The organism is Synechococcus sp. PCC 7336, assembly GCF_000332275.1.
In the GTDB taxonomy this organism is placed as follows: domain Bacteria; phylum Cyanobacteriota; class Cyanobacteriia; order Thermostichales; family PCC-7336; genus PCC-7336.
This window is the reverse complement of record NZ_CM001776.1, coordinates 4,127,958-4,141,481: the sequence shown is the minus strand read 5'-3', so window position 1 is coordinate 4,141,481 and position 13,524 is coordinate 4,127,958. Positions and strand designations below refer to the sequence as shown.

The 13,524-nt window shown below is 46.6% G+C and carries 8 protein-coding genes; 2 read left to right on the top strand and 6 right to left on the bottom strand.

Going from position 1 to position 13,524, the window contains the following annotated elements; genetic code table 11:
* Positions 1-13: 13 nt before the first annotated feature.
* Positions 14-805 carry a carbonic anhydrase gene (locus SYN7336_RS19590; protein ID WP_017327640.1) on the bottom strand — a complete coding sequence of 264 codons (792 nt, stop codon included), beginning with the start codon at positions 803-805 and terminating at the stop codon, positions 14-16.
* 273 nt (positions 806-1,078) lie between these two features.
* Positions 1,079-1,645: a universal stress protein gene (locus tag SYN7336_RS19585; protein WP_017327639.1), complete on the bottom strand. Its 567-nt coding sequence runs from the start codon at positions 1,643-1,645 to the stop codon at positions 1,079-1,081.
* Between the two features lie 981 nt (positions 1,646-2,626).
* On the opposite strand from SYN7336_RS19585, the gene SYN7336_RS19575 reads away from it, so the two are divergent.
* Both SYN7336_RS19575 and SYN7336_RS19570 read left to right on the top strand, forming a co-directional pair.
* On the top strand, positions 2,627-3,310 hold the full coding sequence (locus SYN7336_RS19575; protein WP_156820241.1) for a hypothetical protein: 684 nt from the start codon (positions 2,627-2,629) through the stop codon (positions 3,308-3,310).
* Between the two features lie 759 nt (positions 3,311-4,069).
* Positions 4,070-7,840: a calcium-binding protein gene (locus tag SYN7336_RS19570; protein ID WP_017327636.1), complete on the top strand. Its 3,771-nt coding sequence runs from the start codon at positions 4,070-4,072 to the stop codon at positions 7,838-7,840.
* Positions 7,841-7,998: 158 nt separating this feature from the next.
* Here SYN7336_RS19570 and SYN7336_RS26895 read toward each other — a convergent pair whose 3' ends face one another.
* The 4 genes from SYN7336_RS26895 to SYN7336_RS19555 all read right to left on the bottom strand — a co-directional run bounded on the left by SYN7336_RS26895 (position 7,999) and on the right by SYN7336_RS19555 (position 13,120).
* A complete protein-coding gene (locus tag SYN7336_RS26895; protein WP_017327635.1) occupies positions 7,999-8,805 on the bottom strand; it encodes a Uma2 family endonuclease in 807 nt (268 codons plus the stop codon).
* A gap of 189 nt (positions 8,806-8,994) precedes the next feature.
* Complete coding sequence (locus tag SYN7336_RS19560; RefSeq protein WP_071590819.1) at positions 8,995-9,963, bottom strand: hypothetical protein; 969 nt, start codon at positions 9,961-9,963, stop codon at positions 8,995-8,997.
* Positions 9,960-11,003, bottom strand: a complete 1,044-nt coding sequence (locus SYN7336_RS29200) for an adenylosuccinate synthetase (protein ID WP_071590818.1) — start codon at positions 11,001-11,003, stop codon at positions 9,960-9,962. Before SYN7336_RS29200 ends, SYN7336_RS19560 begins: the two co-directional genes overlap by 4 nt.
* The gene (locus SYN7336_RS19555; protein WP_017327633.1) at positions 10,994-13,120 is read right to left on the bottom strand and encodes a ribonuclease H-like domain-containing protein; all 2,127 of its coding nucleotides are present in this window, start codon (positions 13,118-13,120) and stop codon (positions 10,994-10,996) included. Before SYN7336_RS19555 ends, SYN7336_RS29200 begins: the two co-directional genes overlap by 10 nt.
* Positions 13,121-13,524: the final 404 nt, after the last annotated feature.

Below are 13,524 nucleotides of genomic sequence, written 5' to 3'. Positions count from 1 at the left end.
GCGGTTCGAAGAGCTAGCGGGAGCCACGATAGATGCGATCGGCTTGTTGGGTGGAGAGGCGCGATCGCCCCGGCAAGCCGATTTGTACGCTAGGAAGCAATTGCTTCTCGTTCGTCTTTTGGGTAGTGGCAGGAATGGGGCAACTGGCATGCAGATTGTACTCGGGTTCGGGGGCTGGATGGGCTTTGTCCGGGGAGACAAATTCGTGCAGAACGGGGTCGTAGGCGAGCACCTCTCCGGCTTCAATGTTGTAGATCCAGCCGTGCAAGGCGAGTTGATTGCGGTGCAGCTTCGAGCGGACGACGGGATAAGTGCGTAGGTTTTCCAGTTGGGTGAGGACGTTTTCGGCGATCGCGATATCGATCAGAGCCTCGCGATCGCAGTGGCTGTAGCTATCTTGTAGGACGCGCCGGGTGGCCTCAGTATGTTTGAGCCAGTTGTAAACGAGGGGCATCCCCTCCTCCAACTTGTCCAATTTCAGTAGGCCCTTCATAGCCCCGCAGTGGGAATGGCCGCAGACGACGATTTCGCGAATATCGAGGGCATTGAGGGCATATTCGAGGGTGGCCCCTTCGCCGCCATTGGCAGCACCAAAGGGGGGAATGATGTTCCCGGCGTTGCGGATGACAAAGATTTCGCCGACATCGACTTGGGTAATTAAGGTGGGATCGATGCGGGAGTCGGAGCAAGTGATGAAGAGGACGCGAGGATGTTGGCCGTGGGCGAGCTGTTCGAATTCAGCGCGGTGGGCGAGATAGTATTCGTCGTGGAACTTTTGCAGTCCTCGGATGAGTTGTTTAGTCATGGCCGCTGTCCCTTAAGCACACTTATCAATATTCTCTTGGGCTCGCGGGCGGCTGTGACAGATTGCAATCAAGCGTAAGTGGCGTTAACCAGCGCGAGATAAATCGTTGCCTTTTGCAATGTAGTCAATTTGTCGAGTGGCAATGGTCGATCGAGCGAAGACCATAGACCGAAACCCAGCTACTCAACCCTTCGTTACAGGCGAACAAAAGCTTCGGGGGCAATCTGTCGAGGATTGCCCCATAGCGCACCGGGTTCACTAGATCGCCTTTGCTCAAGACTTCAGTTGAGCTAGCACCGTATCGTTCGGTTCGCGATCGCCTTCCTCGGGGTTTGTCTCGGATACCTCAGTCTCGGGTAACGGATTGAGGACGATAACCGCACAAGGGGCGTGGTGAACCACATAGTTACTGACGCTACCTAAGAGCAATTCTTTCAAGCCACTGCGACCGCGCCGCCCCACCACGATCGCGTCAGCATGCCAATTCTGCGCCATAGCGCAAATACCGGGTCCGGCATTGCCAGTCTGCTGGGTAAATTCTGTCGGCACCCCCGCTCTTTCGGCGATCGCTGCCTGTGCTCTGAGCTGCTCCAAGCAGTTCTGTGCGTACCGCTCCCACTGTTTGCGATTTTCGACATAGAATTCTTCCCGCACGCCTTCGTAATAAAATCCCATACCTGCTGTCGGCGCGAGGGGGATGGGGGCTGTGTCTTCTTCGGGAGACAGAACGTGTAGCAACATCAATTGGCTACTGGCAGTCAGTGCTAATTGGATAGAGCGATCGAGCACCTGCTCTGCTGCATCGGACCTGTCGAGGGCCACTAGAATTCTTTGAAACATCGTGAGGGTCTCCCTGACTCGATGGGGGTACGGTGAAATCTAACTGAGCGGCGATCGCGACGGGCTTGACAACAGCGAGAAATCTTGGATTCCAACTCGCGATCGCTGGCGCTAATGCGAACAAGTCCCGATCTCAATCAGTCAACTAGAGGCGAATGGACTTGCATAACAAGCGCCTATCCTCAGTGTAGGAAAGTCATTCAGGCAATCTGAAGCTTTTTGATAAATCGAAATACACGATTTTGGCTCTGAGGCGATCGCAACTGGAACGCATTTCTTGCGCGAGCTGCAAAAGCAGGGTCGATTGGCGATCGCAGTGCGTACAATCCTTTTTTTTGCAATCCTTAAAGAACATACATATACAGCAAGAATTCTAGATAGATGTTACTCATCCTTGAAGACTTTTGCGATCGTAGTGTTTCTACTTACCTCTGTAAGATTCCGACTACAGGTCATCAGTGCTAGTTGTTTGGCAACGCGCAATGAAGCCCGTTCATATACGCAACTCAAACAAACCCAACACACTCCAAACCAGGGAAAGCAATGTTATATAGCTGTTTTCGACTTGAAAGTATCACAGCCTAATAGATGTCTGATTTTTCCACGCTACTTACAAAAATTTAACAATGGGCGGCACCAGAAAAATCGAGCTTCATGTTACGATTCAAACTGAAAAGGTTAAATCTAATCTCCTCTCGATGAAGTATAGAAGTTTTTCTCACTCAACTTCTTCTTGAAGACAGTAATGTAAGGATTTTCTAACACTCTATCGATTTGGCCTCACCTCTGTTCCTGTGTGCTAAAAACCCTTGCAGAGTGTAGCGAACTCGTTTGCTCTCACCGGACTTCGATCTACTCCTCTTACTTATTTGACAATTCACTGGAGTCAATTGTATTGCTAGCAGCTAATCTTCTAAAACTCATGCGAATGAGCTGCTAGAGCTTGCTTGAAATTAACGTGCTGAGCCTAAATCTCAGGGTATGTCTCTTGAGGAGGCGTGCAGTGCGTACCCAAATTTTTGCCGAGAGTGCGATCGCTCGGCACCCATTCTTGTTGCCTTTGGATGTGAAATTATGACTGGTTTACTTGTTTCAGAACCCCAGCAAGAGCTTGCGCTGTTCGATCGTCTCGGAGCATTTGGCTGGGGATGGTCGTTTGCTGGAGATTTAACAGTTTTTGAAGACGCCGAGGGGACAGTCACGATTCGAGGGTTCAATATTTTTGCCCTTTTGCCCGAACAATTCGTGGGACTTTCGAGTTACACGGAGGTTTCTTTCGACCTGGCCGATGGTAATCTCAGTCAAATTCCCGATCCAGAGGGATTCAATCAAACTTACTCCCATAACACTGAGGGTCGGCCTGCCAAACCAATAACCTCAACCAAACTACCATTTACACCTACGACTCTGCGGCTGGCCAGTTGCAAAACTGCCGCAATGCCCAAGATAATGGCCTCGATTATGTCTACGACAGTAATAGCAATTTGGAGGCGATCGCAATACCGACGCTTCATCAACGATGACCGCAAGCTGTTCGAGAGCACCACCATCAGCAGTTTTTTCGCACAAAATATTTACAATCAAAACAATTATGGCTTCATCCTATTAAGATGTGAGTGCCAAAATTATCCTTATCGTGATAAATGCTATTGGATAGTAAAGTAGGCAAGAAATAATGCATGAAACAATCATATACGGGATGTTGTTAGACCGCAAAGCGGATAATTTATAGGCAAAATTATCCGCCAACAAAAACACTCCTAGATTTATTGGAGTTCCATAAATACCGACAGACCAAAACGTCGCACTAATATCGTTATATTGAAAAATATATCTAGTACTGAAAAACCAGAACAGTAACCATACAGCCAAGTTTAAAGTCACTCTGGCCAAGCGTTTATCAAGTATTTTAAGTTTCATTTTGAGTACACTTTAGTAGGACTGAAAGTAATGCCTGGGACAATTTTCATCGAGTCAAGATCTGTGGCTCTCGGTTTCGAACATCTATATTTAGTCTATCAAAATGAAAGCGGGGAAGAATTTGTAATCCGTGGAGGACCGACAAACGATAATATACTAAATTTCGGGAATATCCTTGTTGAGGTTGATGTGCCCATCATGGATTCTGAGGATATACGAGTTGATGGCAATGGGAATCTCCTCACTCCAGAAGATAGAAACCAGGCAATGGTCGAGCTCGATGGGAGGGATGCTGCAGAAGTCTGGAACCTACTTATGCAGCATGCTCAAAATATAAATGATACAGGTATTGATTACAATGCATTCACTTTTGCTCAGAACAGTAATTCAACAATAGCCTCAGTCCTCAACGCTGTAGGGATAGATATTGCAGATAACTTACCTGAGAATAGAGAGCTTAATGATTTTCCTGGCGGTGAGAATTCGATAAATTTTTCAACCACTTTGGAGGGAGGAGCTTCCGCAGACATTATCTCTGGCAATTCTCTGGGAGATAGTTTAAATGGTGGTGGAGGTGACGACATTATCATTACGGGTGGGGGCGACGACACTATCGATGGTGGTTCAGGCATAGATACAGTTGTCTTTTTTGGCTCGGCTGATGACTATGCGATTACTGTAGCCGATGATGGACGAACAATCGAGGTTTCAAGTCGCCCTTTCCCATTTTTATTTGAAGTGACAACTACAATATCTAATGCTGAGATCATTCGGTTCGAAGACCGTGAAGTTTCGGTTGCAGATCTTTTAGGTCCTTCACCCTATGCAAAAGCTTTAGAAAAACAATTTGGCCAAGCAGAAAGCACAGGTTCGCCATTAGTTCTCGACCTAGACGGCGACGGCATTGAACTCACCGCCCTCAACGAAATTCCCGTCCGCTTCGATATTGATAACGACGGCTTCCGCGAAGCCACTGGTTGGGTGCGCCCCGACGACGGCCTGCTCGTGCTCGATCGCAACGGCGACGGCTACATCAATGACAACTCCGAACTCTTCGGCAACTTCACTACCAGCGGCTTCGTCGAACTACGCCAAATCGACGACAACGCCGACGGTTTCATCGACGCCGCTGACTCTCGCTTCGCCGAACTGCAAATTTGGCGAGATCTAGACCAAGATGCCCGCTCCGATGTCAACGAACTGTTCTCACTAGAAGAATTGGGCATCACTCGCATCAGCGCAGTCGCCACTCCCGTCAGCACCTTCATTGCAGGCAACGAGATTAGCGAAACCACCTACTTCGAATACGCTGACGGCACCCAAGGGGAAATCGTTGACGTCTGGTTCCAACTGCACCAACTCAACTCCACCTACGACTTCGCCTCCACCTACAACGACTCCGTCACCTTCACCGAAGAAATCCTTACTCTGCCCGACCTGCGCGGCTATGGCAATCTACCCAACCTGCGCATTGCTATGGCACAAGATAGTGTGCTCCTGGATTTAGTCCGCTCTTTTGTCGCAGACTTCGCTCAATCGCCCTCGACAGCCCTCACACAATTGGATGCGATCCTTTTCCGCTGGGCTGGTGTAGATGGAGTCGATCCAACCAGTCGCGGTAGTTATGTTGATGCCCGACAATTAGAATTCCTCGAAGCCTTTGTAGGTCTCGATTTCCTACAGAATGGTCAGTCTAGCAACCCTGGATCAGTTCCTGGAGGAGAAATTTTATCGCCTGCATATGACCGATTAGTGACTTCGCTAGAAGTTCGACTAATTACCCAGCTAGCTGAGGTTGCGGTTGAGTACGATCCTCTCTCCGATCGATTCCTGTTTGCCAGAGGTGAAGAAGAGGTATTGGAACAGATAGAGCAAGTTTTGGCCCAGCAAGCAGTATCTCCATCTGAACAATTATCCTTGGAAGCTACCGTACTCATAGGCATTCTTAACGAACTATCAGGCGTCAGCCCTATTTTGGGAAGTTTGGCTTCCGACTCTATCATTGGCACTGCTGCAGGTGAGGGATTCTTCGGTCTGTCTGGAGACGACACAATTGATGGCAGTAGTGGAAAAGACAGACTAAGCGGCGGCACGGGTAATGACAGCTTAATCGGCGGCAGCGAGAACGACATCCTCATCGGCGGCAGCGGAGCGGATGTCCTTGAGGGCGGTCATGGTTACGACATCCTCATCGGCAGCAGTGGGGACGACCTGCTCAAAGGTGGCCAGCAAAACGACACCTACCAATTTGGCTTGGGGGATGGTCGCGACACCATCTTGGATGAATATTTTTCCGGTACCACTCTCAAACATGGCGGGACCGATCGGTTGGAGTTTGGGAGTGGCATCAGCCTGGGAAATCTGGACTGGAGTTTTGACGGTACAGACCTGACCTTCTCTGTTGCAGGCACCAGTGATAGCGTCACGATTGAGCAATTTAGCGATTTCAATCGTCGGCTTGAAACTTTTGTGGTGGAAGGCAACAGTCTTGACCTGGGCCAGATTCTGACAGTCTCAATCGGGACTGGTAAAGAAGGGGCCGACATTGTGAACTGGACTGACTCGACCATCCGATATGACGGCAGGGCCGGTGACGACACCATCATCAGTTCGGGGAACCACAGCGACAGCCTTTATGGAGGACTCGGCCATGATTCGATCGATGCAGGCAGCTTTGCGGATTCTGTGGAAGGTGGCGCGGGCAATGACACCTTAATCGGCGGCAGCGAGAACGACATCCTCATCGGCGGCAGCGGAGCGGATGTCCTTGAGGGCGGTCATGGTTACGACATCCTCATCGGCAGCAGTGGGGACGACCTGCTCAAAGGTGGCCAGCAAAACGACACCTACCAATTTGGCTTGGGGGATGGTCGCGACACCATCTTGGATGAATATTTTTCCGGTACCACTCTCAAACATGGCGGGACCGATCGGTTGGAGTTTGGGAGTGGCATCAGCCTGGGAAATCTGGACTGGAGTTTTGACGGTACAGACCTGACCTTCTCTGTTGCAGGCACCAGTGATAGCGTCACGATTGAGCAATTTAGCGATTTCAATCGTCGGCTTGAAACTTTTGTGGTGGAAGGCAACAGTCTTGACCTGGGCCAGATTCTGACAGTCTCAATCGGGACTGGTAAAGAAGGGGCCGACATTGTGAACTGGACTGACTCGACCATCCGATATGACGGCAGGGCCGGTGACGACACCATCATCAGTTCGGGGAACCACAGCGACAGCCTTTATGGAGGACTCGGCCATGATTCGATCGATGCAGGCAGCTTTGCGGATTCTGTGGAAGGTGGCGCGGGCAATGACACCTTAATCGGCGGCAGCGAGAACGACATCCTCATCGGCGGCAGCGGAGCGGATGTCCTTGAGGGCGGTCATGGTTACGACATCCTCATCGGCAGCAGTGGGGACGACCTGCTCAAAGGTGGCCAGCAAAACGACACCTACCAATTTGGCTTGGGGGATGGTCGCGACACCATCTTGGATGAATATTTTTCCGGTACCACTCTCAAACATGGCGGGACCGATCGGTTGGAGTTTGGGAGTGGCATCAGCCTGGGAAATCTGGACTGGAGTTTTGACGGCACAGACCTGACCTTCTCGATTGCAGGTACCAGTGACTCAATAACCATCGATCGCTTTATCGATCCCAAGCGTCGGATTGAAGCCTTTGTCGTAGAAGGCAACGGTCTTGACGTGAGCCAGATTCTGACAGCCTCAATCGGGAGCGGTACTGAAGGGGCCGATATTGTGAACTGGACTGACACGGCCATTCGATATGACGGCGGGGCGGGTGACGACACCATCAATATTGTGGGAAATCACAGCGACACCCTTTATGGAGGACTCGGTCATGACTCGATCGATGCAGGCGAGGGTGCGGACTCTTTGGAAGGTGGCGCGGGGAATGACACCTTAATCGGTGGCAGCAGGAACGACACGTTATTGGGCGGTAGCGGCGACGACCTGCTCAAAGGGGGTCTCGACAATGACACCTACCAATTTGGCTTGGGAGATGGTCGAGACACCATCCTGGATGAACATGTTACCAGCACCATCGACTACTATGCCGGGTCGTCTGACCGGTTGGAGTTTGGCAGCGGCATCAGCCTCGAAAGCCTGGACTGGAGCTTTGACGGTACAGACCTGACCTTCTCCGTAGTGGGTACTAGCGATAGCATCACGATCGAGCAATATGGCGATGTCAATCGCCGAATTGAAACTTTTGTAGTGGGAGGCGAAATCGTGGATTTTGGCATTATTTAGGATGTCCTGAAAAAGCCTTCCTAGGACTTTTCTGACCCAAGATCTATCGATGTAAAAAAGCGATCGCCCCCAACGCGATCGCCCCTTATCCTTAAACCCAATCAAATTCAAGCAGACATCCCCATCCCAACTTCAGGCGATCGCCGTTCTTCTACAGTTTAACGATCGCCGTCAATCGTCCCTTGCACCTGCCGCCGCAGTAGCCGGGTTGCCGCTGTCGTTCCCTGACTGCGACATCGCTCCAAATATTCGTAAAACAACAACTTTGTCACCCAAGCTGGAAAAGCAGGACTCGTCGGCACCTCTCGATAACTCCCATCCACAAGCTGGAAGATTTGCAAGACCGCTCCATCAAACCGCCAAAATTCGGGCACACCAATCTGGGCATAAAGACTCAATTTATTCAAATCGCGATGGGTAATGTCAATCTCTACCACAAGGTCAGGGGGAGACCCCTCTGCTAAATCCAATTTTCCATTGCGTACACAAGCTTGATTGTGCATGTAATAACAAGAGTCAGGCTCCGAACCCCGCCCGAGATCTGCCCGATTGAGCGTCGTCGAGCCATACGGTTCTAAAGGCATGTCAAGCTCTTCTGCGAGTATACTGATGAAGCGCTCGATAAGTCGGTTAGAAACTGCATGTTCGGGGAGTGGGGTCACAAGCTCGACAGTCCCCCGATCGTAGGCAATGCGGCAAGAGCGGCGATCGCCTAACTCCTCCAACATAGACTCGTATTCTTGCCAGCGAACGTTCTTCAAGAGCAACGACTTTCCCGGCGGAACAGAGATTTGCTCCAGCAGTAGTTGAACCATCGATACCCCCTCATCATCTCCGAGACTATTGGGCCTAGCTCTAGCATAGCGATCTCGGCTAGAGGAAATTTTTAGATCTGCCTCGGCAGGCAACCGAATGGGTACACCGAAATACTCCATCAACTGCCGCTGGCGATCGCCGATCAGCATTCTCAGTCTGAAATCCTTGAGTTAGGATAATACATGATACCAATCTTCTATGAAGTCACCCTTAACACTTCGTTACCAGATCGCCAGAAAGCTAGCCACAGGAGGCTAGGCAATATAATCGTCCTGAAATATTAAGCTCAGCGTAATATAGGATCGGTATGAGAATAAAGAGATAATTGGATAAGAATCTTAATGAATTTCGAGTTTTTGCAACCTCTCTTCAAGTATCTGAATTTTTTTTTCCAGGAGAGCATTCCTTTCAAGAGTTTCTCTGTGATTATTATTTAGTTCTTGCTGGGCCTTGTATACATACATGCTATTGCTCTGTGACATGGTATTGATTGACATTGTCAAGTTGATGAGGCCAATTAAAAGCAAGAAAAATGAGACAAAGAGGGCAATCTGAAAGCGATTGCTTATCTGTTTTGCCGCCTCCTCGGATGCTTTAGCAGACTCCTGGGACTCCTTGATTATTGAAGGAATCGAGCTTTTAATAGATCGCGAATCTGCCTTTCGAAGATAATCATTTACATTCTTGAAGTCCTCATTTTTACTAAGTGGAAATTGAATATAGGTGCCTTTTCTATCTACTTCTGAGTGTGCTGATCCCCAATTTTTCCACTTGCTTAGCTTCGTAAACTCCATCCATATTAGACCTTGGCCACCTATTAGCTTATACTCATTAGTGGTCAGGTTATGTAATGGGATTGAAAGTCTTCCAGCAAAGCCTGGATCTACGAGAGGACCAGTTCCAAGTAGTAAACCTCTATATACATTTGTGATCTTTAAGTTAAATCTAAGTGCGATGTAGTGTGGTATGAGAAAAATTGGCTCTAGAGTAACGAAAGCAATTGAGTTAGGGAATATAGTAAACTCATCACCCTCGTTAATGTCAAGAGTCATTTTCTCATTGGTATTGGAATCCCAATATACACATTCTCCCTTTAAGTTAACCTCATAGGAGGCTGGTTTTAGTTTCTTGGAGCTATCGTCGAATGGAACAATCATCCCTGTTTTGGCAACATAGTCAGCAATATCTGCTGAGTTCAGAAGTGCTGGGGCTATCTTCGAAAAGGGATCTGTCGATTTATAGTTTTCGTATCGACCATAAGCTTCGGCATAATGTTCAGCAAAGCGTGGTAAGTCATCAGAAGTCATATCAGACAAACCTTTCTTTTTACATCTAGACATCTTACAATCGAAGAGGGACCTAAGCCTATATAATCAACAGTTCTCCCAATAGAAAGCTCTACTTCATCAAGGAAGCGAAATATTTTATCTGAGGCTCCATTTAAGTGAGAGTAGGAATTATCAACATAGTCTAAATGGTTCAAAATGATTCGAGTCGGGGCATTAGCAATAATTGCCTTACTAACAACATCAGGATGAAAACGTCCAATTCGTCTAGCTAATTGAGTAACCGAAGTATATTCAATAATTGGAGTTTCACTTCCTAACTCCTTAGTCAAAATTGACCAGTCAATCTCGTTTGGCAGATATCCAGAATTACCTGCAACCCGGATAGGAAAAGCACGAAGTACTAATACTATGTCATCTACATCTAATGGACTTAAGCCTGCTTCGGCAACAAAAGAGGCAGCAGTCGTATCTCGACTGGTAGCATAAGGATAAAATTCAGAATGTATCAATGATAGACCATATCCCTGTGTGCCCTCAATAATAATTCTCAAATTTTGATTTAAACAGTCTCGCATAAAAGGTGATACAGGCTTAACAAACTTTTGAAGACGAACATCATCTTTGACCAAGTGAGTTGAACCATCACGCTTAACTCTTCTACAGACTGCAGCACCAGTACCACTTAAAGTAGAGCCAATTGACTTACGCAATACCCCTGATGACTCCTCTTCACGTTCTCTCTCAGTAATAATTACAGCATTTGGATCGATGAGTAGTCGTTCCGAGGAAAGCCCCGAAATTTCTATCTCTCCAAGCAAAATCTCTGGGTCGATGTAGGATCCAGCTGGTAGTATGCAAGTTAAATCTGGAAGCAATGCTGCAGTAGGCAAATGTTGAAAGATGATTGCCTTTCCGGAAGGCGAAATCACTGTATGCCCAGAGTTCGGTCCACCCACACGTACTGCTACACGGGCATTTAATTCACGTGCAAGGCAATAGGCAACTTTACCTTTTCCTTCAGAGCCATATTGTCCACCAACAACCACTGTTACGGGCACGAGAGAGACTCTTCCTTTACAGCTTTACTGCAATCAATTACTTCAATCAGTTGAGACAGAAACTGATCTCTATTCATTTTATTAAAAATAGTTGCATGCGCAAGCTTTGATATCTTATGAATCTCTGCTTCAACAGGATGCTGTATCGCCTGTTCAAACTCGTCTTGATTTCCCCCTTTAGAGATGTACCGTTCTAAACGAACCTCAGCAGGCGAATCGATATGAATATGCATGAAAGCAGAGCCAAATTTTTCAACAAAAAATGCATGATCCTCGGGAAAACGTAAGCCATCAATAACTATATCTCCTTCATTTGGGAGATGTTTAGTAAGTTGTTGACATAACCATCTCTGACCTGGCTCTTTATTGATTTTTTCTCCGAATATCTGTAAAGATTCACGTGTTATTTCTATATCTCTATTTCTTAGAAGTTCTGCCAAAACGGAACTAAATCTTTCATAGTGAAACCCCCTAGATTTAAGGAATTCTCCTGCAGTTGTCTTTCCAGCAGAGATAGGACCACTTAATCCGATAACTTTTCTACCTTTCAGCATATTCTTAGAAGTGTCTATATTTGGTATGATTAGATAATCTTCTTCGTCTGTTCCAAGCTCCTCAAAGTTACCAGTCCATAGAAAACATCCTACAATGGCTGATGTAATAGCATCTAGTTCGTCATGAGTGACAGAATGGTTGAGGAAATCACCCTTAATTCCAAATTCTACAAGTCCATCAACCAAAAACTTAATGCTAACTCTTTTTCTAGGAATATTCATGATGTCCTGAGCTGCACCAGGGTAGCTCTCAATTACAGGAACACCTAAACTTCTGAGCTTATAAGCAAGCTTAATTCCTCTTGCTGTTAATCCTTGCATACTTTTGATTAAAGATGGATAAACATTAATCCCTCGTTTTTTCAGTACTCGCTCGCAATATCTTGTGATGCCATACTCTCCTCTTCCAGGATCATCATCACTTACAATCTTCCTTCCCTTTGGCAGCGATAATGGCGAGTCGATAGACACTAGGGATGGATTTGCCTCTAGCGTCATATGAACAATATCTGCATCGGAGTAAAGTCGTTGGGTTATAGCCCGATCTCCTTCCAACAAACACCAGCCTGATGCACGCTGTTCTGAACCAGTAAGATCTATGCCAACAATTCGTAGCTTTGAAGTCTCACTTGAGGTTTTACTATCAGTGCATTTATGGAGATCGTTAAACGATATAAGTGGACCAGAATTGCCTTGAAAAGACTTTAGCTTAATTTGGCTATGTTCATCAGTCTCATTCTCTTTGAGGGCATACCAGGAAATTTTGCTGAGATATTCAGAAAAATGATGTGTCTTGTGTTTATCCTGGGGGATTTCTTGACCCTCAATAATCTTATGTACGGTAAAATCAAAAATATGCTTCATACCTTCTACATCGGCATGATTGTATAAAATTAATGTTTTCAGTGCGTCAAGATCCCCCTTACGATATCGATGCCAAAGTAAAGGAGCCACCTCCCCATTAAGCTCTTGTAAAGACTCATGTCTGATTAAGCCAATTTTTGTTTCAATTGCTTTTTGCCCTCCTGACAGACCTACACGTTTAGCGAAGAAGCGAAGATCTACATGGGATTTAGGAATTTCAATTTGTGGAAATTCTTTTCTTAAAAAAGGTAAATCAAATATTGAGCCATTAAAAGTAACTATTACTTTTGCGCACGATAGGGCTCTCAATAGTTCTCTTTCACTATCCCCTTTAACGTAAACTCTATATTCATTCCCTATACTCCACCCAACAATAGTAATTGTATCATAGTATCTACTTAGTCCAGTTGTCTCAATATCAAGGAAAATAGTTCTCTTAGGAAAACTCAGTGGGATTCTATAATGTTCCTTCTTGTTCAGGCGATTGAAGAAGAAATCAGAATTTTCTTCTTCAATCGCTTTTTGAGAGGCCCTTAAAATCGTGTTTTTAATTTCCTCGCAAGCATCTTTTGCAAATAACGTAAGTTGAAGCGATTGCTTATTAAGAAAATCATCCCAAGATTGGATTCCACAACTCCAAAGTTGGCGCTCCTTCTTCGGACCAATTCCCTTTAAATGTTGAAAGGTAGACTGCAGCATAGGAGCTTTACCTTCAAATGTATGTTTTATTGATAGAAACGTCTCAATCTTTGTTTATGTGGCATCAAGGTAGAACCTAATTGTTTGGTTCCCCATCATACAGGCTTAAAGGTAGGAATCAATATTTTTGGGCTCATCGATTCTGACCATGCTAATGGCACCCTTGAAAAAGCTGAACTCCTTGCTTAGTAAAGCTGATATGGCAATCCGAGATGACTTGTAAATGCCGATCCTTGCCAGCACTGAACTTTAGGCATCCCGGCGTTTACACATAGCTTAGGACTAGGATGATTACTTTGTCCCTTAGGTTCATCAGATTTCTGCGTTGCCCATAAAACCTCCTTAGTGCAGACAAGACAGGTATTTCAGCCAGTTTATGGGTGACATAGAAGTTGAATGAACCG

What these genes read in the sequence shown, in the direction of transcription:
- SYN7336_RS19590 (WP_017327640.1), bottom strand. Translation starts at nt 805, where the DNA reads ATGACTAAACAACTCATCCGAGGACTGCAAAAGTTCCACGACGAATAC.
- SYN7336_RS19585 (WP_017327639.1), bottom strand. Translation starts at nt 1,645, where the DNA reads ATGTTTCAAAGAATTCTAGTGGCCCTCGACAGGTCCGATGCAGCAGAG.
- SYN7336_RS19575 (WP_156820241.1), top strand. Translation starts at nt 2,627, where the DNA reads ATGTCTCTTGAGGAGGCGTGCAGTGCGTACCCAAATTTTTGCCGAGAG.
- SYN7336_RS26895 (WP_017327635.1), bottom strand. Translation starts at nt 8,805, where the DNA reads ATGCTGATCGGCGATCGCCAGCGGCAGTTGATGGAGTATTTCGGTGTA.
- SYN7336_RS19560 (WP_071590819.1), bottom strand. Translation starts at nt 9,963, where the DNA reads ATGACTTCTGATGACTTACCACGCTTTGCTGAACATTATGCCGAAGCT.
- SYN7336_RS19555 (WP_017327633.1), bottom strand. Translation starts at nt 13,120, where the DNA reads ATGCTGCAGTCTACCTTTCAACATTTAAAGGGAATTGGTCCGAAGAAG.